Annotated in this window: 20 protein-coding genes; 15 read left to right on the top strand and 5 right to left on the bottom strand. The window is 59.1% G+C overall.

Annotation, left to right across the window (positions count from 1 at the left end; translation table 11 throughout):
* Window positions 1-41 precede the first annotated feature (41 nt).
* Window positions 42-1,319, bottom strand: coding sequence for a serine/threonine transporter (locus ACP7BE_RS01430; protein WP_150628089.1), 1,278 nt, complete (start codon window positions 1,317-1,319; stop codon window positions 42-44).
* 227 nt (window positions 1,320-1,546) lie between these two features.
* On the opposite strand from ACP7BE_RS01430, the gene ACP7BE_RS01425 reads away from it, so the two are divergent.
* Entirely contained in the window at window positions 1,547-2,077 is a 531-nt protein-coding gene (locus ACP7BE_RS01425; protein WP_095002378.1) for a DUF4946 domain-containing protein, read from the top strand.
* 59 nt (window positions 2,078-2,136) lie between these two features.
* On the opposite strand, the gene ACP7BE_RS01420 is transcribed toward ACP7BE_RS01425, so the two are convergent.
* Window positions 2,137-3,096, bottom strand: coding sequence for a quinone oxidoreductase family protein (locus ACP7BE_RS01420; protein WP_150628088.1), 960 nt, complete (start codon window positions 3,094-3,096; stop codon window positions 2,137-2,139).
* Between the two features lie 89 nt (window positions 3,097-3,185).
* Window positions 3,186-3,965, bottom strand: a complete 780-nt coding sequence (locus tag ACP7BE_RS01415) for an AraC family transcriptional regulator (protein WP_095002376.1) — start codon at window positions 3,963-3,965, stop codon at window positions 3,186-3,188.
* Window positions 3,966-4,123: 158 nt separating this feature from the next.
* Here ACP7BE_RS01415 and ACP7BE_RS01410 point away from each other — a divergent pair, with 158 nt between their 5' ends.
* The 6 genes from ACP7BE_RS01410 to ACP7BE_RS01385 all read left to right on the top strand — a co-directional run bounded on the left by ACP7BE_RS01410 (window position 4,124) and on the right by ACP7BE_RS01385 (window position 12,270).
* Window positions 4,124-4,570 carry a DUF411 domain-containing protein gene (locus ACP7BE_RS01410; protein ID WP_150628087.1) on the top strand — a complete coding sequence of 149 codons (447 nt, stop codon included), beginning with the start codon at window positions 4,124-4,126 and terminating at the stop codon, window positions 4,568-4,570.
* 549 nt (window positions 4,571-5,119) lie between these two features.
* Window positions 5,120-6,691 carry a glycogen synthase GlgA gene (gene glgA / locus ACP7BE_RS01405; protein ID WP_095002374.1) on the top strand — a complete coding sequence of 524 codons (1,572 nt, stop codon included), beginning with the start codon at window positions 5,120-5,122 and terminating at the stop codon, window positions 6,689-6,691.
* Between the two features lie 54 nt (window positions 6,692-6,745).
* Window positions 6,746-8,827, top strand: coding sequence for a 4-alpha-glucanotransferase (malQ, locus tag ACP7BE_RS01400; protein ID WP_426104384.1), 2,082 nt, complete (start codon window positions 6,746-6,748; stop codon window positions 8,825-8,827).
* A 26-nt stretch (window positions 8,828-8,853) separates the two neighbouring features.
* The gene (locus tag ACP7BE_RS01395; protein WP_095002372.1) at window positions 8,854-9,081 is read left to right on the top strand and encodes a DUF2934 domain-containing protein; all 228 of its coding nucleotides are present in this window, start codon (window positions 8,854-8,856) and stop codon (window positions 9,079-9,081) included.
* Between the two features lie 137 nt (window positions 9,082-9,218).
* Window positions 9,219-11,372: a glycogen debranching protein GlgX gene (gene glgX / locus ACP7BE_RS01390; protein WP_426104382.1), complete on the top strand. Its 2,154-nt coding sequence runs from the start codon at window positions 9,219-9,221 to the stop codon at window positions 11,370-11,372.
* Between the two features lie 94 nt (window positions 11,373-11,466).
* The gene (locus ACP7BE_RS01385; RefSeq protein ID WP_095002370.1) at window positions 11,467-12,270 is read left to right on the top strand and encodes an endonuclease/exonuclease/phosphatase family protein; all 804 of its coding nucleotides are present in this window, start codon (window positions 11,467-11,469) and stop codon (window positions 12,268-12,270) included.
* A 72-nt stretch (window positions 12,271-12,342) separates the two neighbouring features.
* Here the strand turns inward: ACP7BE_RS01385 and glgB are convergent, their stop codons facing one another.
* Complete coding sequence (glgB, locus tag ACP7BE_RS01380; protein ID WP_426104380.1) at window positions 12,343-14,562, bottom strand: 1,4-alpha-glucan branching protein GlgB; 2,220 nt, start codon at window positions 14,560-14,562, stop codon at window positions 12,343-12,345.
* 282 nt (window positions 14,563-14,844) lie between these two features.
* On the opposite strand from glgB, the gene ACP7BE_RS01375 reads away from it, so the two are divergent.
* The 5 genes from ACP7BE_RS01375 to mapR all read left to right on the top strand — a co-directional run bounded on the left by ACP7BE_RS01375 (window position 14,845) and on the right by mapR (window position 20,068).
* Window positions 14,845-15,015, top strand: coding sequence for a hypothetical protein (locus ACP7BE_RS01375; RefSeq protein ID WP_170943739.1), 171 nt, complete (start codon window positions 14,845-14,847; stop codon window positions 15,013-15,015).
* A 369-nt stretch (window positions 15,016-15,384) separates the two neighbouring features.
* On the top strand, window positions 15,385-16,125 hold the full coding sequence (locus ACP7BE_RS01370) for an ABC transporter permease (protein WP_095018840.1): 741 nt from the start codon (window positions 15,385-15,387) through the stop codon (window positions 16,123-16,125).
* Window positions 16,125-16,865 (top strand): AAA family ATPase, encoded by a 741-nt coding sequence (locus ACP7BE_RS01365; RefSeq protein WP_150628085.1) that lies wholly within the window; start codon window positions 16,125-16,127, stop codon window positions 16,863-16,865. Before ACP7BE_RS01370 ends, ACP7BE_RS01365 begins: the two co-directional genes overlap by 1 nt.
* Window positions 16,866-17,087: 222 nt before the next feature.
* On the top strand, window positions 17,088-18,509 hold the full coding sequence (gene ccoG / locus ACP7BE_RS01360; protein ID WP_150628084.1) for a cytochrome c oxidase accessory protein CcoG: 1,422 nt from the start codon (window positions 17,088-17,090) through the stop codon (window positions 18,507-18,509).
* 146 nt (window positions 18,510-18,655) lie between these two features.
* Window positions 18,656-20,068, top strand: a complete 1,413-nt coding sequence (gene mapR, locus ACP7BE_RS01355; RefSeq protein WP_095002453.1) for a GntR family transcriptional regulator MpaR — start codon at window positions 18,656-18,658, stop codon at window positions 20,066-20,068.
* Between the two features lie 120 nt (window positions 20,069-20,188).
* Here the strand turns inward: mapR and ACP7BE_RS01350 are convergent, their stop codons facing one another.
* Window positions 20,189-20,599, bottom strand: coding sequence for a hypothetical protein (locus ACP7BE_RS01350; RefSeq protein ID WP_095018837.1), 411 nt, complete (start codon window positions 20,597-20,599; stop codon window positions 20,189-20,191).
* 189 nt (window positions 20,600-20,788) lie between these two features.
* Here ACP7BE_RS01350 and ACP7BE_RS01345 point away from each other — a divergent pair, with 189 nt between their 5' ends.
* The 3 genes from ACP7BE_RS01345 to ACP7BE_RS01335 are packed head-to-tail and all read left to right on the top strand — an operon-like array spanning window position 20,789 to window position 26,562.
* Window positions 20,789-24,010, top strand: coding sequence for an efflux RND transporter permease subunit (locus ACP7BE_RS01345; RefSeq protein WP_426104376.1), 3,222 nt, complete (start codon window positions 20,789-20,791; stop codon window positions 24,008-24,010).
* Window positions 24,000-25,166, top strand: a complete 1,167-nt coding sequence (locus ACP7BE_RS01340; RefSeq protein ID WP_095002363.1) for an efflux RND transporter periplasmic adaptor subunit — start codon at window positions 24,000-24,002, stop codon at window positions 25,164-25,166. Before ACP7BE_RS01345 ends, ACP7BE_RS01340 begins: the two co-directional genes overlap by 11 nt.
* Window positions 25,150-26,562, top strand: coding sequence for an efflux transporter outer membrane subunit (locus ACP7BE_RS01335; protein ID WP_095018835.1), 1,413 nt, complete (start codon window positions 25,150-25,152; stop codon window positions 26,560-26,562). The genes ACP7BE_RS01340 and ACP7BE_RS01335 overlap by 17 nt, the downstream gene beginning before the upstream one ends.
* Window positions 26,563-26,593: the final 31 nt, after the last annotated feature.

The following is a 26,593-nucleotide window of genomic DNA, read 5'->3' as shown; positions in this document are numbered from 1 at the left end:
GCGCCCTGTCGCCGCCAGGACGGCGGCGACAGGGGCATGCATCAAGGGATCAGCGAGTACACCAGCGAGGAGATCGCAATCAGGCCGATAACCGTCACGAACACGTTGGAGATCTGCCCCGAGTACTGGCGCATAGACGGCACCCGGCGAATCGCGTACATCGGCATCAGGAACAGAATGGCTGCAATCACCGGCCCGCCCAAGGTTTCAATCATCACCAGGATGCTCGGGTTGAGCGTGGCCACAGCCCAGCACACCACCAGCATGAAAGCGGCCGTCATGCGGTCCAGGTTTTTCGCGGCCGGGCGCTTGCCGGTTTTCAGCACCAGGCCTTTAAGGCCTTCGCTGGCGCCGATGTAGTGGCCCAGAAAGGACTTGGCAATGGCCACAAAAGCAATCAGTGGCGCGGCAAAAGCGATGGTCGGGTTGCTGAAATGGTTGGCCAGGTAGGACAGGATCGACAGGTTCTGCGCCTTGGCTTCGGCCAGTTGTTCCGGCGACAGGGTCAGCACGCAACTGAACACGAAGAACAGCACCATCACTACCATCAGCAGGTGAGCACGGGACAGGATCTGCGAGCTGCGCTCATCGGCATTGGCGCCATACCGGCGCTTCTGGTCTACGGCGAACGCCGAAATGATCGGTGAATGGTTAAAGGAGAAAACCATCACCGGAATCGCCAGCCACAAGGTATGCAGCAATACCGAAGGCGCAGGCAGCGTAGTCGCGGTACTGAGAATGCCGCCGTTCCAGTGCGGGATCAAAAACACCGCCAAAAACAGCAACGCCACGATAAACGGGTAGACCAGCATGCTCATGGCCTTGACGATCACCTGTTCGCCGCAGCGCACCACAATCAGCAAGCCCAGAATCAGCACCAGCGACAGGATTGCCCGTGGAGGTGGAGTGATATGCATCTGGTTGAGCATAAAGCTGCCAACCGTGTTGGTCAGCGCTACGCTATAGATCAGCAGGATCGGGAAGATGGCCAGGAAGTACAGCAACGTAATCACAGCACCTGCACGCAGGCCGAAATGTTCTTCAACCACGTCAGTGATATCTGAGCCTTCACGCCCGGAGAGAACGAAGCGGGTCAGGCCGCGGTGAGCATAAAAGGTCATCGGGAACGCCAGCAGCGCCAGGATCAGTAACGGCCAAAAGCCGCCAAGCCCAGCGTTGATCGGCAAAAACAAGGTACCTGCGCCAATCGCCGTGCCAAACAGGCCCAGCATCCAGGTGGTGTCATGACGATTCCAGCGAGTGAGGGTCGCTGGTGTCTCGTCGAAGCGTTCGTCGACGCTGTTAGCCTGGTCATTCATCCGGTCGAATCTCCGCTAGCCGGTCGTTACCACGCAGCCGGGGCGGACAAGAAACATCTTGCTGACATCGCCCCGGCCATAAGAGGGGCGCGATTGTCCGGGATTAGACATAAGAAGCAAAGGTTTAGCTGAGCAATGGTCGAAATGATGTCACGTTGCAAAGCAATACCTGGACACCAATTGATACACTATTGAAGTCCCCCCATCGCTCAAAAGGCCCGAGAACCATGCATTTTGCCCGACGTTTTCCCGTTTTTATCGGCTTGTGCCTGCTGGCTGCAGCGCCCATGGCCAGCGCCGACGGTCTGATGATTACCTGGCCCGGCGGCTGGGAAGTGCAGGCCGTCCCCCCTGCCCCGGACGACAGCAGTGTGCGCCAGCGGGCGGTGAAGAACGATGCCAATGGTGACCCGCAGATGGTTATGGAGCTGACTCAGTCGACCCTGGCGCCCGAGCACAAGGTCAATATGGAGGCGGTGTTGCTGCAAATGCGCAAAACCTTGCAGCAGAATTTCGCCAAAGGCGGTTACCAGAGCGCTTGCAACAAGATCCACAGCAGCACCCTGGGCGGGCTGGACGCCTTGCAAACCACCTGCAAGATCACCCAGAACGGCAACCACGTGATCACCCAGACCCTGGTGGCCGCCACCCAGGGCAACAGCGCCTACGCCCTTTCCTACGCAGGCCCGGCTGACGGCTACAAAGCCAACGAGCCTGAGGTCAATGGCATTCGCGCCAGCTTGCGGCTGGGGCAATAACCGGGTAGCACTTGCCTCTGTGGGAACGAGCCTGTTCGCTCCCACAGTTCAGGTAGTGCCTACGGGATCAGCACCACTTTGGCGCACGCACCTTCATTGACCTGCGCATAACAGGCCAGTCCGTCCGCCAGGGCCGCTTCCTGAAAACCACCCGGTGCCGGCAACAGCCCTTGATCGAAGTACTGACCAAACTGATTGAGCCTCTGCGCGCAATCGCCGCAGCTATACAGCAGCGTGTTGACCCCGACCAGCGACCCGCCCTTGCGATACAGGGCCAGCGCAGGCAAATGCACATGACCGTCCAGCGGTGCGGCAATAAAGGCGATTCGCCCGAAAGTGCGCAACGCCGACACTGCCGCTGGCAACCAATGGCCAGTGGTGTCGAAAATCACTTCAGCGCCACCTGCAAATACCTCATTCACTTGAGCCCCCAGCGACTCCGGTTTATCCAGAACCAGCACTTCAAGGCCCTGCTCCAGCAGCACCTGCGCCTGCTCGGTACGACGCACCGCCGCCAGCACCCGCGCGCCAAGCACTTTCGCCAGCGCGATAGCCGCGGTGCCTACCGCGCCATTGGCACCGATCACCAGCAAACGGGTATCCGCGCCTACACCCGCTCGCTGCAGAGCATCCCACGCCGTGGTGTAAGGCACGCCCAGGCTGGCGGCCTGCTCAAAACTCAGCGACTTGGGTTTCAGCGCAACGCCTTCAATCGGCAAGACCAAATAGCTCGCATGAGAACCGTCCCGGTAGAACCCCAGTTCCTTACCCGTACCCCAGACTTCCTGCCCCACCAACGCCTGCGGTCCATCCACGATCACCCCGGCAAAATCCCGACCGGGCACGCGGGGCAAGGTGGTGTAGGGAAAACGGCCGAGTACATTTTTCACATCGCTGGGGTTCAGGCCCGCAGCCCTGACCTGCACCAGCACTTCATTGGCACCAGGTACCGGCAGCGGCAACTCAACGAGGTTTAGCGCCGCCAGATCACCGGTTTTGGAAAATTGCAGTGCTTTCATATTCAGCCCTCTGGATGCTGTAGAGATGCCCCAGTTTATGGCCGACAAGCGTGGTGCTTCTGCCAATGGCTTCTGTCTGCCGGACAAGTTCAGATCTCTGCTACCTGACCTGAGGCATACAAAGAAGGACTCACACCCAGCTCGCGTCGGAACATATCGCTGAAACTGCTGGGCGAATAACCAAGCGAACGTGAGATCTGGCTAACAGAAGCGCCCTGGATCAGCTCGGCCGCGGCGGTTGCCAATTGCACCTGCCGCCGCCACTGGGCGAAGCCCATGCCCAGTTCGCCCTGAAAAAGACGAGCCAGGGTTCGTACACTGGCCCCGGCGTTCTCGGCATGTTGCTCAAAGGCGATATCCAGCGAAGGGCTGGCCATGACCGACTGGCACAGGTTGAGCAGGCGCCGGTCCGGGGTATCGGGCATGGGCACCTTAAGCTGGGTTCGGCGGGCCCGCTGCAATTCCAGCAACGTCAGATTGAGCAGAGCCTCGGTGTAGGACGTTTGCCCGTCCGCCCGCTCCACCAACTTGATAATCAGCTCTCTGAGCAAGCGGCCGACTTCAATCACCTGCACACGACTGTCCAGGGTGCTGGCCAGCTTGGGTGGCAAATAGATATTTCGCATCTGCAAATCCGACACCACGCGAATCCCGTGGGGCACCTGCGGCGGCAACCACACCGCCCGCTGTGGTGGCACGGCCAGGGCTTCATCCGGGGTATCGACCCACATCACGCCGCTGCTTGCGTAGAGCAACTGCCCCCACTCGTGCTGATGCGGCTCGATATACAGGCCACGGGGATAAGTACGCGCCAAGGGTTGTACCCGCACATCGGTGTCAGACAAATCGGGTGGAACGGCAAGCGCCATATACGGTACACATCAGAAAAGTGAGCGATTAAGGGAACGAGGTTATAGTGCCTTGATTCCACCCAAAGCGCCCCAACCTGACAGATTTGTCATCTGTCCATCAGTTGCCTGACAGTCCCTGTCGCTCAGGCTGACGTTTTTTCGTATAGAGGATCTCGATGAAGACTCCATTGCGCCTTTTCGCTCTCTCGGCCCTGTTGTTGACCTCTTTGGCGCAAGCGGCCGAACAACTGACCATTGATGTGCACCGCGATGCCAACTGCGGCTGCTGCAAAGCCTGGATTTCTCACCTTGAGAGCAACGGCTTCAAGGTCAATGACCATGTAGAAACGGATATGGCCAGCGTCAAACAGCGCCTCGGCGTGCAGCCCCGGCTGGCGTCGTGCCATACCGGAGTGATCAACGGCAAGTTCGTTGAAGGTCACGTGCCTGCCGAACAAGTGGTGGCACTGACCCAGCGCAACGACCTCAAGGGTATCGCTGTACCGGGCATGCCAATGGGCTCGCCGGGTATGGAAATAGGTGACCGCAAGGACGCCTACCAGGTGATCGGCCTGGGCAATGACGGTAAAGACCAGGTGATTGCCGAGTACCCTGGCAACTGAAATACGCTAGGCGCGCGCACCACATCGGTGCGCGCGCCCTGTTATTTTGCAGAACCGCCCCCCATCCCCATAGCAGCTGACGAGCGGAGCGAGGCTGCGTTCGGGCGCGTAGCGGCCGTGAACCCTGCGAACCCGATTGGGCTAGCATATCGCAGTGTCTGATTTTACGGCTGCTGCGCAGCCGAACGCAGCCTCGCTCCGCTCGTCAGCTGCTACAAAAACTGAAACAGACTTTGTGATAGATACTTTTCCTACAAGACAACTCTCATTGTCTTACAAAAAACACTGCCTTTAGCTAGCAGCTTGACCCATCTCTTCTACACTCAACGCTGTCGCATCTACGGCGTGTATTTGTCGTATTTGAATAATCGGATCTTCTTCGCCCGTGATAGGCCAACTTGGGGCTGGGTTGCAGCTGTTGGTGCATTCCTTGCAGTGCCCAAATCATCTTTTACGCATTTTTGCCGCGGATGACATGGCCGATCAGTCAGTGGGGAAGTGCCGGCCGGGTGGCCGTTAGCAGATCAATAAATACAACGGGAGAGATTCATGATCAGTGCTGCTGCGCCACATCAAGAAGAACGTCTGACCCCGCAAGTTGTGAATGAGCTGATTTCACTGCCAGATCTGGCCCCTGCAGGGAGGCCCGCGCTGGCGGTGATAAACGCCAATCCCAATAAAAAGAAGGTGCTGTTTGTCACCTCCGAACTGGCCGACCTGGTGAAGACCGGTGGCCTGGGTGATGTGTCGGCAGCACTGCCGCGGGCCATGCGTCACTTGCATGATGTACGGGTGCTGATCCCCGGCTACCCACAAGTGCTCAACAGCGACAACCCGATCCACATCATCGGTGAACTCGGTGGCCATGCCGCCCTGCCCGCCTGCAAGATCGGACGCATGGACATGACCGACGGCCTGGTCATCTATGTACTGATCTGCCCTGAGCTTTATGAGCGCGAAGGCACGCCCTACGGCGCCAACAATGGCCGCGACTGGCCCGACAACCACATCCGTTTCGCCCGCCTGGGGCTGGCTGCAGCCGATATCGCTGCCAATCTGGCACAGATACACTGGCAACCCGACCTCGTGCATGCCCACGACTGGCCTGCAGGGCTGGCCCCGGCCTATATGCACTGGCGCGGGCAACGCACCCCCACCCTGTTCACTATTCACAACCTCGCCTACCAGGGCGTATTCAGCCGCGCCTGCTGCCCTGAGCTGGGCATCCCGCACCATGCCCTGCAACAGGACGGTATGGAGTTCTACGGCAAACTGTCGTTTCTCAAGGCCGGCATGGCCTACGCCAGCCATATCACTACGGTCAGCGCGACCTACGCCGCCGAAATCACCACCCCGGCCTTTGGCTGCGGGCTCGATGGCTTTTTGGCCAGCAAGACCCAGCAAGGCCTGTTGAGCGGTATTCCCAATGGCATCGATGAAAGCTGGGAAGCCACCACCGACCCCCATCTGGTGGCGCCCTTCGGTATCGGTGACTGGGATGCCCGCGCCGTCAATACCACCCATGTGCGTACCCTGTTCGGCCTCAACCCCTCCAAAGGGCCATTGTTTGCCGTCGTGTCGCGCCTGGTTTACCAGAAGGGCCTTGACCTCACCGAAGCCGTGGCCGCCTTTATCGTCGCTTCGGGCGGGCAGATTTGCATCATCGGCCGCGGTGAACCCGAAGAAGAACAGGCCATGCGTGAACTTGCCTTGCGCTTCCCGGGTCAGATCGGAGTACGCATCGGTTTCAATGAAACCGATGCACGGCGCATGTTCGCGGGCAGCGACTTTTTGCTGATGCCCTCGCGCTATGAACCCTGCGGTTTGAGCCAGATGTATGCACAACGCTTCGGCTCGCTGCCAGTAGCGCGCAACACCGGCGGCCTGGCGGACACCATCGAAAACGGCGTGACCGGTTTTCTGTTCGACGAGTCCACCGTGGCCAGCTACGAGGAAGCACTCAAGCGCGCCTTCAAGGTGTTCAGCTACCCCAAACTGTTGAATGCCATGCGCTGCCGCGCAATGGCCGCTCCATTCAACTGGTGCAAGGCCGTGGAACCCTATGCCGAGCTGTATGAGCAACTGGTTGCCAAGTCATTGCTTCGCACCGTGAAGCCATGAGCCCTGCGGATCTGCCTGACGTTCGTTCATTTATCGCCATCAAGGGTACCGCCAATGAGCGAAGCGCAACTTGAAGTACTCGCCGGCCGGGCCGGACTGGCCGTTGACTGGATTGATGCCAACGGCCAGCCACAGAGGGTCAGGCCACAGGTGCTGGAGGCCATTCTGGCGGGGCTGGGACTGCCCGCCGACAGCGCCGAAGCCATCGAAACCAGTCTGCTCAACCTGCAGCTGGAGCAGCAGAACAAACGCCTGCCGCCCTTGCTCACGGCAGACGTCGGCAAGGCCCTGGACTTATCACGCTACTTTCACGCCCATAGTCAATGCATCGTGCATCTGGAGAACGGCGATGCATTGCCAATCCAGCTGGATGCCGACGCCATGTTGCCGGGCATGATCCCCGTCGGCTACCACCGGGTGCAGCTGGAAGATCAACAGTTCACCCTGGCCGTGGCCCCGGCCAGGTGCTTCAGTATCGGCGATGCCCTGCATCAGACAGCGCCACGGGCATGGGGTGTCAGCGTGCAACTGTACTCGCTGCGGCGCCACGGCGATGGCGGCTTTGGTGATACCCGGGCACTCGAAACCCTGTTGCAGGCTGTGGGTGAGCGCGGCGCCGATGCGCTGGCGATCAGCCCCCTGCACGCCATGTTCAGCAGCGCGCCCAAACATTACAGCCCGTACTCACCTTCCAGTCGCCTGTTTCTCAACAGCCTGTATGCAGCACCCGCCAGTATCCTTGGCGAGGAGGCACTGCACAGGGCCATTGAAGCCACAGGCCTGAGAGACGAACTGCAACGTCTTGAACAGTTGCCGCTGATCGACTGGCCAGCCGCAACCCTGGCCAAACAGACATTGCTGCGTCAGCTCTACAACGACTTTGCCCGGGACGAACACCCGCTGCTGGCCGACTTCAATCACTTTCGCGAGCTGGGTGGCGAAGCACTGGAAAACCACTGCCGCTTTGAGGCCCTGCAGGAAACCTGTGTGGCCGGGCATCACAGCTTCGACTGGCGCGAGTGGCCCGAACAATGGCGCAACCCGGACAGCCCGGCGCTACTGCGGTTTGCCGAGGGGCACCAGGCGCTCATCGGTTATTACGCCTTTTGCCAATGGCTGATCGCCCGCTGCCTGGACCGGGCCCAGACCACGGCGCGTAGCAGCGGCATGGCCATCGGCCTGATCGCCGACCTGGCCGTGGGTGCCGATGGTGCCGGCAGCCAGGCCTGGTGCCGCCAGGATGAGCTGCTGGCGCAACTGACCGTGGGCGCGCCACCCGATGCACTCAACCGCGCGGGCCAGGGCTGGGGCATCTCGGCGTTTTCCCCCGAAGGCCTGAAGCGCAATGGTTTTCGTGCCTTTATCGAGATGCTGCGGGCCAATTTTGCCCATGCTGGCGGGCTGCGCATCGACCATGTGCTGGGTTTGCAGCGCCTGTGGGTAATACCCCTGGGGGCTTCGCCCGATGAAGGCGCCTATCTGTATTACCCGATCGACGACCTGCTGCGCCTGGTGTGCCTTGAATCGGTGCGCCACCAGGCCATCGTGCTGGGCGAGGACCTCGGCACCGTACCTGACGGCCTGCGGGAAAAGCTCAGCGAGCGGGCAATCCTGGGCATTCGCGTGCTGCTGTTCGAGCAGGACTACGGCGCGCGCTTCAAACCGATTCTGGACTGGCCGGACGATGCCCTGGCCACCACCAGCACCCACGACCTGTCGACACTCACCGGCTGGCTGCACGGACGCGATATCGACTGGAATGAACGCCTGGGCCTGATTGACCCGGTCACTGCACACCACTGGCGCGAAAGCCGTCAGCGCGAGTGCGAAGGCCTGGATCTGGCCTTGCGCCTGGATCCGCAAAACTTTCAGGAAGAAGCCCAGGGCAACGCTCCGACACTGGACGCCAGCATCCGTTATCTGGGGCACACCCGTGCGCCGCTGGTACTGCTGCCAATCGAAGATGCACTGGGGCTCGAGGAGCAAGCCAACTTGCCCGGCACCGTCAGCGGCCACCCCAATTGGTGCCGACGTCTGCCGGGCGACGGCAATACCTTGCTGGACGCCATCGATGCCACCCAACGTTTTGAACTGCTGGCCTGCGCCCGCCAGCAAGCCCACGAGCGAGACCGCTAAATCACCCATGAGCAAGGAGCTTCACCATGAGTAATGACGACAAGCACATTCGTGAATTTGCCTATCAGATCTGGGAGTCTGAAGGTCGCCCGGAGGGCCAGGAGGCGCGTCACTGGGAAATGGCCCATAAACTGGCCCAGGCACAAGCCCTGGCCCCCTCCAAGGCAGCCCCCAAGGCCACCAAGGCCAAGGCCGCAGCAAAACCTGCTGGCGAGAAAAAGCCCCGGGCACCGCGCAAGCCTGCCTCGTCTTGAGTCCACCTTCCCCCTTGTGGGAGCGCCAGCTGGCGATTGCCTCAACCCGGCCAACGGATTGAACCGCAGAAGTGCAATCGCAAGCCCGCCCCCACAGGCCACCTACACCCAAAAATCCGGTTGTGCAGGAGCAGGTCATGAGTAAACACACGTCAGCACCGCCCACTGGCGACCCCTTGCGCATCCGCGAAGGGCTGCCCTTCCCCCTTGGGGCCACCTGGGATGGCCTGGGCGTCAACTTTGCCCTGTTCTCGGCCAATGCCACCAAGGTCGAGCTGTGCCTGTTCGATGCCGCAGGCGAGGTCGAGCTGGAGCGTATCGAGCTGCCCGAGTACACCGACGAGACCTTCCACGGCTATCTGCCGGACGCCCATCCCGGGCAGGTCTACGGTTATCGCGTGCATGGCCCCTACGACCCGGAAAACGGCCATCGCTTCAACCACCACAAACTGCTGATCGACCCCTACGCCAAACAGCTGGTGGGGGAACTGAAGTGGTCCGAGGCCCTGTTTGGCTACACCATCGGTCACCCGGATGCCGACTTGAGCTTTGATGAACGGGACAGCGCGCCCTTCGTGCCCAAGTGCAAGGTCATCGACCCGGCGCACACCTGGGGTCATGACCACCGCTTGAGCGTGCCTTGGGAACGCACCATCTTCTACGAGGCCCACGTGCGCGGCATCAGCATGCGCCACCCCGCCGTGCCGGATGCGGTGCGTGGTACCTTTGCCGGCTTGATGATCGATGAAGTGGTCGAGCACATCACCGACCTGGGCGTAACCAGCATCGAGCTATTGCCGGTGCATGCCTTCGTCAATGACCAGCATCTGCTGCAAAAAGGCATGACCAATTATTGGGGCTACAACAGCATCGCTTTTTTTGCCCCCGACCCGCGCTATCTGGCCAGCGGCAAGATAGCCGAGTTCAAGGAGATGGTGGCGCGCCTGCACAAGGCCGGCCTCGAGGTGATTCTGGATGTGGTCTACAACCACACCGCCGAAGGCAACGAACAAGGTCCGACCCTGTCCATGCGCGGCATCGACAACGCCTCGTACTATCGCCTGATGCCCGAGGACAAGCGCTACTACATCAACGATTCCGGCACCGGCAACACTCTGGACCTTAGCCATCCATGCGTCTTGCAGATGGTCACTGACTCGCTGCGCTATTGGGCCCGGGAGATGCACGTCGACGGTTTCCGCTTCGACCTGGCGACGATTCTGGGGCGCTATCACGACGGCTTCAACGAACGTCACAGCTTTCTGGTGGCCTGTCGCCAGGACCCGCTGCTGCGCCGGGTAAAAATGATTGCCGAACCTTGGGACTGTGGCCCCGGTGGCTACCAGGTCGGCGGCTTCCCGCCCGGCTGGGCGGAATGGAACGACCGCTTCCGCGACACCGTGCGCGCGTTCTGGAAAGGCGACGAAGGCAAACTGGCTGAATTTGCCGGGCGCATGACCGGTTCGGCCGACCTGTTCAACCACCGGGGCCGAAGGCCCTATAGCTCGGTCAACTTCATTACCGCCCATGACGGCTTCACGCTGCACGACCTGGTGTCCTATAACGATAAACATAACGAGGCCAACGACGAAAACAACCAGGACGGTAGCAACAACAATATTTCCTGGAACCACGGCGTCGAAGGGCCCACCGACGACCCCGAAATCAACGCCTTGCGCCAGCGCCAAATGCGCAATTTCATGGCCACCCTGTTCCTGGCCCAGGGCACGCCGATGCTCGTGGCCGGCGACGAATTCGCCCGCACCCAGCACGGCAACAACAACGCCTACTGCCAGGACAGCGAAATCGGCTGGATCAACTGGGAACTGGACAAGACCGGCAAATCCCTGCTGGCCTTTGTCAAACGCCTGATCAAGTTACGCATGCAGTACCCCATCCTGCGGCGCGGCCTGTTCCTGGTGGGGCACTCCGTTGACACGCCCGAGTACAAGGACGTGACCTGGCTGGCCGCCGATGGCAACGAGATGACCACCGAACAGTGGCAGGACGCCGAGGCCCGGTGCATGGGCATGCTGCTCGATGGCCGGGCGCAGGTATCCGGGGTGCAGCGCGCCGGCGCTGATGCCACCTTGCTGATCGTGGTCAATGCCAACCACGACCCGGTCAACTTCAACCTGCCCAAAGTGCCCCACGGCATCAGCTGGTCATGCCGGCTCGACACCACTGACCCGAGCATCAAGGGCCCGCAGCATCTGCCCCTCAACAAACCCTACAATGTCACCGGGCGTTCGCTGGTGCTATTTGAATTGCAACACACCGAGGTGTCGTGAATGTATTGATAAACATCAAGTGCACCCCCATAAAAAGCGGCAAGCTGTGACTGTAACTTGCCGCTTTGAAACTGCCCCTGACAGAGGAGTGACCATGCCTACCGAACAAGCTGTCGGCAATACACTTTTATCTGCCACCCCGGCAACAGCACCTGCCGTGCATCGAATCAAGGTGCTGACGGTCAATACACACAAGGGCTTTACCGCCTTCAACCGCCGCTTCATCCTGCCCGAACTGCGCGAAGCCGTGCGCAGCACCGGTGCCGATCTGGTGTTTTTGCAGGAAGTACTTGGCGAGCACGGCAAGCACGCCTCACGTTACGAAGACTGGCCTGCCACCTCACAGTACGAATTCCTCGCCGACAGCATGTGGAGCGACTTTGCCTACGGGCAAAATGCCGTTTATCCCGACGGTCATCACGGCAATGCCCTGTTGTCCAAGTACCCGATCAAGGCTTCGCGCAATCTCGATGTGTCGATCACCGGGCCTGAGCGGCGCGGCTTGCTGCACTGTGTGCTGGATGTGCCGGGGCATGACAATGTGCATGCCATTTGCGTGCATTTGAGCCTGCTGGAAAGCCATCGCCAACTGCAGATCGTGTTGCTCAACCAACTGCTCAAATCCTTGCCGCCCCATGAGCCGGTGATCATTGCCGGTGACTTCAACGACTGGAAGCAGCAAGGCAACGCTGCCCTGCGCCAGCGTGACGACCTGCATGAGGTGTTTGAGCGCCATCACGGCCAAGTGGCCAAGAGCTATCCCGCGCGCTGGCCACTTCTGCGTCTGGATCGTATCTACTTGCGCAATGCCCGCAGCCACAATCCAGAGATCCTTGGCAATAAGCCGTGGAGCCATTTATCCGATCATTTACCGTTGGCGGTTGAGGTGCATCTGTAATACCGAGGTGCCCGCCTGCCCTCACCCCAACCCTCTCCCGAGGGTGAGGCCTGGGGTAAGGGCGCTGTTGCTCTACCCCGTCACCGGCCGCAATATCAGCACCCCCAGCGGCGGCAGATTCAAGGCCAGCGATACGCCCTGACCATGGCTGGCTACCTCCTGGGTCACCACCCCGCCGCCGTTGCCATAATCGGAACCGGCATAGATCGCCGAATCACTGTTAATAACCTCCTGCCAGGTACCGGCAAATGGCACACCGATCCGATAACCTTCGCGCGGCACCGGGGTAAAGTTGGTCACCACCAGCAAGGGCGAACCGTCCTTGCTCCAGCGTAGCCACGCAAAAACGCTGTTGGCTGCGTCATCGCCAATCAACCACTGGAAACCCTGCGATACATCATCCTGCTCATACAGCGCTGGCTGCTCCCGGTACAAACGATTCAAGTCGCCAACCAGTTTTTGCACCCCCCGGTGCTCGGGGTATTGCAGTAAATACCAGTCCAGTTGCTGATCATGATTCCATTCACGCCACTGGCCGAATTCGCAGCCCATAAACAGCAATTTCTTACCCGGATGTGCCCACATAAAACTCAAGTAAGCACGCAGATTGGCGAATTTCTGCCAGCGATCACCGGGCATCTTGTCGATCAGCGAGTGTTTGCCGTGCACCACTTCATCGTGGGAGATCGGCAGGATAAAGCGCTCGGTCCAGGCGTACACCAGGCCAAAGCTCAGTTCGTTGTGATGATGGGCGCGGTACACCGGGTCTTGCTGGATGTAATGCAGCGAATCGTGCATCCAGCCCATGTTCCATTTGTAGGAAAACCCCAGCCCGCCCTGATCGGTGCTTTCGCTGACGCCGGGCCAGGCCGTGGACTCTTCGGCAATCACCAGCGCGCCTGGTACCTCGTAGGCAACCACATCATTGAGATGGCGCAAAAATTCTATGGCTTCGAGGTTTTCCCGCCCGCCATGCCGGTTGGGCACCCACTCACCAGCCTTGCGCGAATAGTCGCGGTACAACATGGACGCCACCGCATCCACGCGCAACCCGTCGACATGAAAGTGCTTGAGCCAATGCAAGGCCGAGGCAAGCATAAAACCATGCACTTCGGTACGGCCCAGGTTGTAAATCAGGGTGTTCCAGTCCTGATGAAAACCTTCAAGAGGGTTGGCGTATTCGTACAGTGCCGTGCCATCAAACTGCGCCAGCCCATGGGTATCGTTGGGAAAATGCGCCGGCACCCAGTCCAGAATCACACCGATACCGGCAATATGACAGGCATTGACGAACGCGGCAAAATCATCAGGCGAACCATAGCGGGCCGTCGGCGCAAATTGTGACAAAGGCTGATAGCCCCAGGAGCCACCAAACGGGTGCTCCATGATCGGCATCAGCTCGATATGGGTGAAACCCAGTTGCTGCACGTAAGGGATCAGGCGCTCGGCCAGTTCGGGCCAGCTGTACTGACGCTCGATGTCGCCAACATCATCGGTCTCGCACTGCCATGACCCTGCATGTAACTCGTAAATTGACAACGGTGCGTCACGGCGCTGACGCTGCTCACGGGCTTGCATCCAGTCACCATCCTGCCAGTCGATGGCCAGGGGTGACGCCACCTTCGACGCCGTATCAGGCGGCAACTGAGTGGCCAGCGCCACGGGGTCGGCCTTGAGCGGCAAGATGCCGTGGGCGCCAAGGATTTCGTATTTGTACGCCTCGCCCGCCTGCAGGCGCGGCACAAACAGCTCCCACACGCCGTTGGCGTGGCGCAGGCGCATGGGGTGGCGACGGCCATCCCAGCCATTGAAATCGCCTACCACAGACACCCGCCGCGCATTTGGCGCCCACACGGCAAAGCGCACCCCCGGCACGCCATCAACCTCCAGCAATTGCGCCCCGAAGCAGCTGCTTAAATCACGGTGGTTGCCTTCGGCAAACAGGTACAAGTCCATCTCACCCAACAACGGACCAAAACTGTAAGGATCTTCGCTGGTTTGCACGGCATTGCCCCAATCAACCTGGAGCAAGTACGGCCGCGCCTGTGTGAAATGCCCGACAAAAAGGCCGGTGACTTGTGCGTCATCAAGGCGCCCGAGTACTTCACCGGTATCCCTGGCGAGTACATTGACACTGACCGCGCCGGGCAAAAAAGCCCGGACAAACTGCCCGCCTGCAGCATCGGCGTGAGGCCCCAGCACCGCAAACGGATCGGGGTGTTCGGCTTTGGTCAGTGCGTCGATGTCCGTAGGGGCGGGTAACAGCGAGTCTTTACCTTTACCAGTATCCATGCTCGAACTCATGCTGCTCTCCGTCTGGTAAAGGTTGTGCATGCCTGTGCATACGTTTCGGTCTTCGACTTGGCCTATGTCCTGAATCCACAGTCCCACCAAGACTAGCTCTTGTGGGGCACCCCGTGAGGGCTAATTACCCTTGGTTTATGCAAAACCCATGCAAATATTGCGGTACGCGCAGCGCAGTGCGCCGTCGGTCACGTGAGCGGAATCAAACCTGCCATCACACGGTCAACCGTCCGACAGCCCTCTACATCCCGCCACCGAGAGGTCATCGTGATGAGCATCCCCATTGCACCTGAAACCCCTGACCCCAATATCGACCAGCCAGCTTTGCCGCCCGTTCCCGAGCCACAACCGCAACAGGAGCCGCCCGAGCGTGACCCGCAACCCATGGGTGACCCGCCCTGTGAGCAAGTGCCGCGAAAGGTAAAGACTGAAAAGTTCTAATTACGGCAATTAACAAGGAGCGGTATGGCAGCGCACATTCAAACAGCATGCCGCTCGTCGCTTTTTTTGAAAAAAAGTCATACCCGTACTACAGAGTGGGCTTACAAGTATTCTTTAAAACAGGCCCTACCAAAAACAAACAAACATTCACAAGCATTTGAAATTTTTTAATATTTTCAGGCGAAGCATATAAAAGCCCTCACGCAAATGAAACAAGATCATCGCAAAGGTTTCAGGAAGCCTTAATAAGCCACAGGGAAAACTATACGACTACTGTAGGAGCAATCTTAAACAAGATGTGCATATTTTTGACAAACTTCAAGGTAGGTATTAAATCTACAAAGATGCCCTTTCCTTAGCAGGTGCCACATGCACAAGAATACAGGATCTCGAGCCTTTCAACTGGCCATGATTTTTATCAAGGAACAGCTCAAGGAACCGACTGCACTGTTCTGGATATTACTGTCGCCCGGTGCTGTTTTCTATCTGCTGATCTACTCGAAAGGAGACGATAATTTCAATCAAGATTACAGCGCTGTCACCGCATGGTTTTATGCCTATATATCTTCAAGCGTAGCGTTCTTTGGATTTTCTTTTTATATCATTGGCCGTCGAGAAAGTGGTTTCATCCGTTCATTCATTTATACGCCACACGCCAGAGCAGTGTTCCTGATAGCGCAACTCATCGCTTACTCCACAATCGCCTGCTTGTACTGCTTGTTTTTTTACATGATGACACGGCTTCCTTTTGGGGGTTACTCCACTTATGAAGCCTCAACACTCATGATCCGATTTTATAGTTGCTTTATTTTATTCTGCTCACCCGGCCTGCTCATTACCGCACTACCACTCAACTTCCAAACGGCCAACACTGTTTTTTCAATCTTATCTTTTATTATGCTTGCCCTCGGGGTAGCACAAGCTGCCCTTCCTGAACCCACCTATTTCCCAATTGAATTATTCAACCCTCTAAGCCTTGGCAAAAGCATTATGCAACAGGGTATACAACCGCTATGGAAAATCATTATCAGCATTTTTGCGACCTTCATCATCGCCTTGTTATTGGCCTGCAAGTACTTGCGTATCAATCCAGTATGGAGCCGCTACTAATGAGTATTTTACAGGCAGACTGCATTGATTTCCGCTACCCAGAAAAACCGCTTTTCAGCCAAGCTAGCCTGCAGGCTTGCTCAGGCTCAATGACTGGTTTACTAGGACCTAATGGTGCAGGCAAGACCACGTTCTTTGATATTTTATGCGGTTTAAAAAAACCAGATAATGGCCAGATCACAAACCCTTTTACTCAACAACTTTATTTATCTCAGACGCTAATGACACCTCCCGCGTTGCGCATGTATGACATTTTCAAAATGACGGCCTTACTCTGCTCGCCCGCCCCCATCAACAAATGCCATATACAAGAGAAGCTGGCCCGTTGGAGCCCTCGAATCCTTGACCGCTACAACGAGATCTGGAGCAAAAAATCCTCTCTGTGCAGTTACGGTGAAAAACGCTGGTTCTTCACCGTTTCACTGCTGTCGATCGCAGCTGATTTCTACATTTTGGATGAACCCACTGCAGGGGTAGATCCGGAATTTCGCTTTCATATCTGGCAATGCCTGCGCGGTGCGGCACAGGACGGGGCGGCAATCCTTGTGTCCTCGCACAATGTCGATGAAATCAGCGAAAACTGCCAAGGCTTTTACATGATCAGCCAACAGAAATTCCTACACTTTGAAGACGGTGAAGCGTTCAAATATCACTATCAGGCCAGCACCCTCGATCAAGCCTTTATCAAGGCCGCATGTGGGGCTGACATGCACAAGTCATCACAACCCATCAGACCGTGATTCGCAGATTTTCTTGACCCCGATCACCCCCTGCACCACCCAACTGCGTTACAGGCGTGCAAAGCCAGCAAAACCGGGGCAGAACCTCGGGTGCAGCCGATTGTCGCAGGCCGCCTGAAAGCGCCATCTGATCCGGTTTTAATTCAAATAACTGAGTCTGTTATGCAAACAGTTCGCTGGGCATAGTGCTCGGGCCTGATGGAGGCTGATGAGCGAAAGACCATGAGCGAACAAATTCCCGTCCAGATACTTGAATCATTTGAGGCTCCCCGACCAAGAGCCGCAAAAATCAATAACAAGTCCAGCGACAACCTGATTCATACCCGCAGTTTCACCGGCCTGTTTCGCACACTGCGAATCGTGGGAGCAGGCCTGTTGTTTTTACTGTTCTTTGGCACCGTATGGCTCAACTGGGACGGCCGTCAGGCAGTGCTGTGGGACTTGTCTGAAAGCAAGTTTCATATATTCGGCGCGACCTTCTGGCCGCAGGATTTCATCCTGCTTTCGGCACTGCTGATCATTGCCGCCTTTGGCCTGTTTGCAATCACGGTATTTGCCGGGCGCGTATGGTGTGGCTACACCTGCCCGCAGAGCACCTGGACCTGGCTGTTTATGTGGTGCGAAAAGATCACCGAAGGTGACAGAAACCAGCGCATAAAGCTGCAAGCAGCGCCCTGGCGCCTGAACAAGATCCTGCGCCGAACGGCCAAGCACTCGTTGTGGCTGGCCATCAGCGTGATGACGGCACTGACCTTTGTCGGTTATTTCACCCCAGTACGGCCACTGGCCACAGAGCTGCTGACCCTGGAGATCGCCGGTATCAGCCTGTTCTGGATGCTGTTTTTCACCGGCGCCACCTATATCAGCGCCGGCTGGCTGCGCGAGGCAGTGTGCATGCACATGTGCCCGTATGCACGGTTCCAGAGCGTGATGTTCGACAAGGACACCCTGGCCATTTCCTATGATGTGGCCCGCGGCGAAAACCGCGGCCCGCGCAAACGCGGGGTCGAACCCAAGCAGGCCGGGTTGGGTGATTGCATCGATTGCTATATGTGTGTGCAGGTATGCCCCACCGGGATAGATATTCGCGATGGCTTGCAGATGGAGTGCATCGGCTGCGCGGCCTGTATCGATGCCTGCGACTCGGTGATGGAGAAAATGGGTTACGCTCCGGGTCTGGTGCGTTATACCTCCGAGCACGAATTGCAAGGCGGCAAGACCCATTTGCTGCGTCCGCGCCTGATCGGCTATGCCGTGGTGCTGGTGGTGATGATCGGCGCGCTGGTGATGGCGCTGAATATGCGCACCATGGTGTCCCTGGATGTGATCAAGGATCGCGGTCTGTTCCGTGAAAACAGCCAGGGCCAGATCGAGAATATCTACAGCCTGAAAATCATCAACAAGACCCAGGAGCCTCAGCACTACCGGGTTTCGTTGCAGGACGGCGAGGCGTTCCAGTTGCAGGGTAAAACCGAACTGACCCTGGCCCCCGGCGAGATTGTCGACGTACCGGTGTCTGTGGCCCTGCTGGCCGAGCGCCCGAAAAGCAGCTCGCAGACCATCGAGTTTGTGGTCACTGACACTGATGAACCGAGCGTGCGCAGTGTGGCCAAAAGCCGTTTTGTTGCCCCGCTGAACCGTTAAGCTGCAAATACTTTGTGTGGGAGCGGGCTTGCTCGCGACAGGATCGCTGCGGTGTGTCAGGCAAATCGCAGTCAGGCCATCGCGAGCAAGCCCGCTCCCACACCATTGCCCCGCCAGTAACCCAACGCCGGACCGAGCCTTATTCCATGAAACGCTACGAAAAATTTGCCGACGATATTGCCGAACTGATTCGCTCCGGGGTGCTCGGCCCCGGCCAGCGCGTGCCTTCGGTGCGCTATGCCAGCCAGACCTACGGCGTCAGCCCCTCGACGGTTTTTCAAGCCTATTATTTGCTGGAGCGTCGCGGTCTGATCCGGGCCAAGCCGCGCTCAGGCTATTTCGTCAACACCCATGCACCCAGTCCGTTTTGCGAGCCAGTGTTCAGCAGCCACGTCACCGAGTCCACCCAGGTGGATGTCAGCGCCCTGGTGTTTTCGGTGCTGGACTCGATCAAGGATCCGCACACCGTACCCTTTGGCTCGGCCTTCCCCAGCCCGATGCTGTTCCCTTTGCAACGCCTGGCCCGCTCGATGGCCACCGCCAGCCGCGAAATGGACCCGCGCATGGTGGTGACCGACATGTCCCCCGGCAACCCGCAATTACGCCGGCAAATCGCCCTGCGCTATATGGTCGGCGGGCTGATGCTGCCGATGGAGGAACTGCTGATCACCAATGGTGCGCTGGAGGCCCTCAATCTATGCCTGCAGGCCGTCACCGAACCCGGTGATCTGGTGGCCATCGAAGCCCCGGCGTTCTACGCCTGCCTGCAAGTGCTGGAACGGCTCAAGCTCAAGGCCGTGGAAATCCCGGTGCACCCGCGAGATGGCATCGACCTCGGCGTGCTGGCACAAACCCTTGAGCGCCACCCGATCAAGGCCGTGTGGTGCATGACCAGCTTTCAGAACCCGATTGGCGCGACCATGCCAGAGGCCAAGAAACAGGCACTGGTAAAGTTGCTGAGTGACCATCAGGTGCCGTTGATCGAAGACGATGTGTACGCCGAGCTGTATTACGGTCAGCACCCACCCAAGCCGGCCAAGGCGTTTGATACCGAAGGGCTGGTGATGCATTGCGGCTCGTTTGCCAAAAGCCTGGCGCCGGGCTATCGCATTGGCTGGGTGGCTGCGGGGCGTTACGCGCAGAAAATCGAGCGGCTTAAACTGATGACCTCGCTGTGCGCCTCCATGCCGGCCCAGGCGGCGATTGCCGACTATTTGCAACATGGCGGCTATGACCGCCACCTGCGTAAATTACGCTATGCCCTGGAAGAGCAGCAAAGCGCGATGCTGGCAGCGATAGGGCGTTATTTCCCGGCACAAACCCGGGTCAGCCAGCCATCGGGAGGATACTTTCTGTGGCTGGAGCTGCCCGAGCAAATGGACTCGCTCAAGCTGTTTCAGATGGCGTTGGCACAAGGTATCAGCATTGCGCCGGGGCCGATCTTCTCGGCTACCCAACGTTTTAGAAACTGCATCCGCCTGAACTACGGCAGCCCATGGGACGCTGCCTGCGAAAAGGCCATGGAGACCCTGGGCAAGATCGTCAAATCGTTCACTTGATGCCCTCGTTCCTTCGGCAGTGGCTACAAAGCCTGAAGGACATTTCAACTGTGGGAGCGAGCAGGCTCGCTTCCACAGGCAGGGTTGACCGACAACAGCGTATCTACAGGGATCGCAATCTCACCCCGGCATACAGGTGAAGTCCGCCGTGTGGGCCACTTCCTTGCCGTGGCCATCCACCAGGCGTGCACTCACTTCAGGTCCCAGGCTCGATTCGATCAATTCGTAATGCTCACCCGCTTTAAACCCGCTGTAGTTGACCTTGCCCTGGCAATCCACCTGGTTTTCATCACCCGTGGCACCTTCATACAGGGTCACGTCCAGCCGGTGGGCACCAGGCGTGACTTCAAAATAGCGGCCATCGTTGATGCTTTTGCCGTCTACACGCTCGGCCATCAGGTCACTGTTGCCCTCTTCTTTCAGTCCGATCCAGGCTTCGCCCGGGTCCTGCTTGGGCATGGGCCCTGCACAAGCCGACAGCAACAGCACCAGGCTCAGGGACGGAATCAGCAGAAGCGGTTTAAGGTTCATCGCAGTCGAGCCTCGAAACAATAGAGTAGGCCGCAAGCTTGCGGCGCCTCGCGCCTTGCGCCAAATGAATGAAAATGAAGGGAATTTCAGCCCTTTCCTAAAAGATCCTTCACGTTGCTGAAAGCTGAACGTTAGGTTTGAGCGGTGAGACTGCCGAGGTTTGCAATTCCACTCCTCGGAGGTTCTGGCATGCTCGGGCTGGTAAAGACCGCACTGCACAAGCCGTACACGTTTATCGTGCTGGCGATTTTCATCTGCATCATCGGGCCACTTGCCGCTGTGCGGACCCCTACTGATGTATTTCCTGATATTGGCATTCCGGTAGTCGCCGTGGTCTGGCAATACACCGGCCTGGCACCTGCCGACATGGCCGGCCGGGTGATCTACACCTACGAACGCTCGCTGAGTACCACGGTCAACGACATCGAACATATCGAGTCGCAGTCATTGCCCGGCATGGGCATCGTGAAAATTTTCTTCCAGCCCGGCGTCGATATTCGCACCGCCAACGCGCAAGTGACCGCCGTGTCACAGACCGTGCTCAAGCAGATGCCGCCGGGGATTACCCCACCACTAATCCTTAATTACAGCGCGTCCACGGTGCCGATCCTGCAACTGGCGTTCTCCAGCCCGACACTTTCGGAAGCCAAAATCCGCGACCTGGTGCAGAACAATATCCGCCTGCCCCTGAGCGCCCTGCCGGGCCTGGCCATGCCGACGCCGATGGGTGGCAAGCAGCGTCAGATCACCCTCGACCTTGACCCCCAGGCACTGGCTGCCAAAGGCCTGTCCGCACAGGATGTGGGCAATGCCCTGGCAGCGCAAAACCAGATCATCCCGGTGGGCACCGCCAAGCTTGGCACCTATGAATACACGGTGTTGCTCAACAACAGCCCCAAGGCCATCGACGAACTCAATGACCTGCCGATCAAGACCGTCAATGGCGCCCTGATCACCATTGGCCAGGTGGCCCACGTACGTGACGGCTCGCCGCCGCAAACCAATATCGTGCGCGTCGACGGCCATCGTGCGGTGCTGATGCCGGCGCTGAAAAACGGCAATATCTCCACCCTGTCGATCGTCGACGGCATTCGCGCAATGCTGCCGCGCATCAATGAAACCTTGCCGCCGTCGCTGAAAACCTCGTTGCTGGGCGACGCTTCGGTGTTCGTCAAGCAATCGGTGGGCAGCGTGGCTCAGGAAGGCATCATTGCCGCCCTGCTGACCAGCGCGATGATTCTGCTGTTCCTCGGCAGCTGGCGTTCAACCCTGATCATTGCCGTGTCGATCCCCCTCGCCGTGCTGTCGGCCATCGCCCTGCTGGCCCTGAGCGGGCAAACGCTCAACGTCATGACCCTTGGCGGGCTGGCGCTGGCCGTGGGGATTCTGGTGGACGATGCCACAGTAACCATCGAGAACATTAACTGGCACCTCGAGCAAGGCAAGTCGGTGCGCGATGCGATCCTGGACGGCGCCAAGCAGATTGTCGGCCCGGCGTTCGTGTCGCTGCTGTGTATTTGCATCGTGTTTGTGCCGATGTTCATGTTGCAGGGCATTGCTGGCTATCTGTTCCGGCCGATGGCGCTGTCGGTGATTTTCGCCATGGGCAGTTCCTTTATTCTGTCGCGCACTCTGGTGCCGACCCTGGCCATGTTTCTGCTTAAGCCACATACGCCGGAACAAGGTGCCGGGCATCACCCGGAAGACGGCTACATCAACCATCACGAGGGCGATCAGCACACCCGCCAGCACTCGGCACCAGTGCGTGCACTGCTGAGCTTTCAGGCGGGATTCGAGCGCCGTTTTTCGGCAGTACGGGACGCTTACTACGCCGCACTGGAACTGGCCCTGGCCAATCGCAAACGCTTTCTGCTGGGTTTTATGGCCTGTGTACTGGCCTCCTTTGCCTTGCTGCCAAGCCTGGGCCAGGACTTTTTCCCGGCCACCGATGCCGGTGCCCTGGCCTTGCATGTGCGCTTGCCGCTGGGCACGCGCATCGAAGAAAGCGCTGCGGACTTCGATCGCATCGAGTCACGGATTCGAGAAATCATCCCCGCCGAGCAACTGGACACAGTGATCGACAATATCGGCATTCCGCTTAGCGGCATCGATATGGCCTACAGCAGCAGTGGCACTATCGGCCCGCAGGACGGCGATATTCAGGTGACTTTAAAAGAAGGCCACAGCCCGACGGCTGACTATGTAAAACGCTTGCGAGAAGCCCTGCCGGAGAGTTTCCCCGGCAGCCAGTTCGCCTTTATGCCTGCAGATATCAGCACCCAGATCCTCAATTTCGGAGCACCGGCGCCTTTGGACGTGAAAATATCCGGGCGTGACGACGAGGCCAACCGCGCCTATGCCCTGGAGCTGCAACGTCGCCTGCAACATGTACCGGGAATTGCCGACCTGCGTATTCAGCAGTCGGTGGGTTACCCGTCGCTGCAGGTCAAGGTGGACCGCCTGCGCGCCAATGGCCTGGGGATTACCGAACGGGATGTGACCAACAGCATGGTGGCCTCCCTGGCGGGCAGCTCCCAGGTGGCACCGACCTTCTGGCTCAACCCGCAGAACGGTGTGTCTTATGGTGTGGTAGCCGCAACGCCGCAGTATCGTCTGGACAGCCTGCCGGCCCTCGAAGCCCTGCCCGTGACCGGCAGTAACGGCCAGTCACAAATCCTGGGCGGGCTGGCGACTATCAGCCGTGTGCAAAGCCCGGCCGTGGTCACTCACTACAACATTCAGCCGACGCTGGACCTCTACGCCAATATTCAGGGTCGCGATCTGGGCTCGGTGGCGGCCGATGTGCAAAAAGTGATTGATGGCGCTGCCAACCTGCGGCCCAAAGGCGCAATCATCAGCCTTCACGGCCAGATCGATGCCCTGCATGAAGCCTTCAGCGGCCTGAGCTTCGGCCTGCTCGGCGCGGTGGTGCTGATCTACTTGCTGATCGTGGTCAACTTCCAGTCGTGGCTCGATCCTTTTGTGATCATCACTGCCCTGCCCGCGGCCCTGGCCGGGATTGTGTGGATGCTTTTTCTCAGTGGTACCTCGCTGTCGGTGCCCGCCTTGACCGGAGCTATTTTGTGCATGGGGGTGGCTACCGCCAACTCGATCCTGGTGGTGAGCTTCTGCCGCGAACGCCTGGCCGAACATGGCGACGCTCTCAAGGCAGCAATGGAAGCGGGCTATACACGTTTCAGACCCGTGTGCATGACCGCACTGGCGATGATGATCGGCATGCTCCCGCTGGCCTTGTCAGAAGAACAGAACGCCCCCCTGGGACGCGCCGTTATTGGCGGTCTGATGCTAGCCACCGTTGCCACCCTGCTGTTCGTGCCCGTGGTCTTTAGCCTGGTGCACGGCCGTGAAAAAAATCGAGCTGCTGCTGGAGAAACTTCCCATGTCGTCTGATCAAAAACCCTCGCGCAAGCGCTTGATATACCTGGGCATCGGTGGCCTGACCCTGGCCGCCTTGCTGGTCGCCAATGGGCTGGCCGCCCGCAGTCGCCATGAGCACGCGGTGAGCCAATGGACCGAAGCGGCCGCACTGCCGATTGTCAACGTATTCCAGCCCCTGCAGAACGCCCATGGCGATACCCTGCGCCTGCCCGCGCATCTGGAGGCCTGGAGCAAGGCGCCGATCCATGCCAGGGTCAACGGCTACCTGCAAAGCTGGCAAACCGACATTGGCAGCAAGGTCAAGGCCGGGCAGGTCCTGGCGGTTATCGACAGTCCGGATCTGGATCAGCAACTGGCGCAGACCCGCGCCCATATGCTCCAGGAGCAAGCCAACGCCCGGCTCGCGGCCACTACGGCCACACGCTGGCAAAATCTGCTGGCAAGCCATTCGGTGTCGCGCCAGGAGGCTGACGAAAAGCTGTCCAATGCTGCCGCCGCCAAGGCCAATGCCCAAGCCGCTGAGGCGGATTACGCACGACTGTCGACGCTGGAAGCCTACAAGACCATTCGCGCACCTTTTGCAGGCACCATCACCGCGCGCAACACCGATATCGGCCAGTTGATCAAGGCCGACACCGACAGCGATACCGAGCTGTTCGATCTTGCCGACACGCACCAGCTGCGCCTGTATGTGCCAGTGCCACAGAACTACGCCAGCGTGATCCGCCCCGGCATGCAGGTACAACTCAGTGTGCCGGAACATCCGGGGCAAATGTTCAATGCAAAACTGATCGGCAACTCGACAGCAATTGACCAGCGCTCCGGCACCCTGATGGCCCAGTTCGTCGCCCTCAACCCTGGTGACGCGCTGATGCCCGGCGACTATGCCGAGGCGCTGCTGTCGATCCCGGCCGATACCCATGGCGTCAGTATCCCGGCCAGCGCCCTGATTTTCCGTGCCCAGGGCACACAGGTGGCAGTGCTCGACAAGGCCCGGCATGTGCATTTGCAAACGATCCATATCGGCCTTGATCTGGGCGAACGACTGGTGATCGATCAAGGCCTTACGGCCACCGACACCGTCATCGACAATCCGCCCGACGCCTTGCGCGAAGGCGACTCGGTCAAGCTGGCCGACGCAGGAGCCCCCCATGCAGCCAAGGCTTAAACGCAGCGCCCTGTTACTGACCCTGGCGTTGCAGGGTTGCTCACTGGCACCAGGCTACAAGGCACCCGACCTCAAGTTGCCCGAGCACTACCGTGAGCAAACCAGCGACGGCCCGTGGCACAGCGCGCAACCGGCCGACCAGCTCTCACCACAGTGGTGGCGGGTATACCAGGATGAACGCCTGAACAGCCTGCAACAGCAGTTGCTCAAGGCCAATCCGGATCTGGCCGCGGCACTGGCCCACTTCGATGCGGCGCAGGCGTATGCCAGCCAGTTGCACGCTGGGCTGTTCCCACAAATTACCGCCAGTGGCCAGCCGTTGCGCCAGCGTCAATCGGACAACCGTCCATTGCGCGGCAGTACTCAGCCATCGGTCTACAACAGCAATACGGCGGGATTTGCGTTGAATTTCGACCTCGACCTGTGGGGCAAAATCCGCAATCAGGTGGCGGCGGGCGATGCTCAAGCCCAGGCCTCGGCGGATGACCTGGCCGTCGCGCGTTTGAGCCTGCAACGCCAATTGGCCAGCCTGTATGTGCAACTTGACGGGCTGGATGCGCAGCAGCAAATCCTCACCCGCTCGCTGGATGATTACGCTCAGGCCCTGCAACTGACCCGCTCGCGCTATCAGGGGCAGATCGCCTCGGAACTCGACCTGACCCGTGCCCAAAGCCAACTGGCCGAAGCCGAGGCGCAGCTGGATGACGTCCGCGCCCAACGCAACCTGACCGAACACGCCATCGGTGAACTGGTGGGCGAACCTGCCAGCAACTTTCAGCTGGTGGCCAACTCGCAAACGCTAAACCTGCCTGATCAACCGCGCACCCTGCCCAGTACCCTGCTGCAACGGCGCCCCGACATCGCCGCGGCCGAGCGCCGGGTTTTCGCCGCCAATGCCGGGATCGGCGTAGCCAAGGCCGCCTGGTACCCGGACTTCAGCCTGACCGGCCTGCTTGGCGGGCAAACCCAGGGTAGCGGCAATTTGCTGTCTGCCGGTAACAGGTTCTGGGCGTTGGGGCCGTTGGTCAACCTGCCGATTTTTGACGGCGGCAGGCTCGATGGCCAGGAACGCCAGGCCAGGGCCGAATTTGCAGAAGCATCAGCCCATTACCGTAGCCAGGTGCTGCACGCGGTGCGTGAAGTTGAAGACAACCTCGCCCAGCTGCGTGACCTGCAACAGGAAAGCCTCGATGAACAGGCCGCAGCCAATGCCGCTGAACACACCCGGGCAATCGCCACCCACAGCTATGAAGCCGGCGCGGTGAGTTACCTGGACGTAGTCACCGCACAGACTGCCGCCCTGCAGGCCCAGCGCCAGGTGCAGGCATTGCACACCCGACAGTTACAGGCCAGCGTAGGGTTATTGACGGCGTTGGGGGGTGGTTGGCAGGGCTGACGCCCTGCGCGTCAGTGGGAGCAGGCTTGCC

It is taken from the genome of Pseudomonas sp. TWR1-1-3 (assembly GCF_049896805.1).
GTDB classification, from domain to species: domain Bacteria; phylum Pseudomonadota; class Gammaproteobacteria; order Pseudomonadales; family Pseudomonadaceae; genus Aquipseudomonas; species Aquipseudomonas bubulae.
This window is presented reverse-complemented; position numbering and strand designations above follow the sequence as displayed.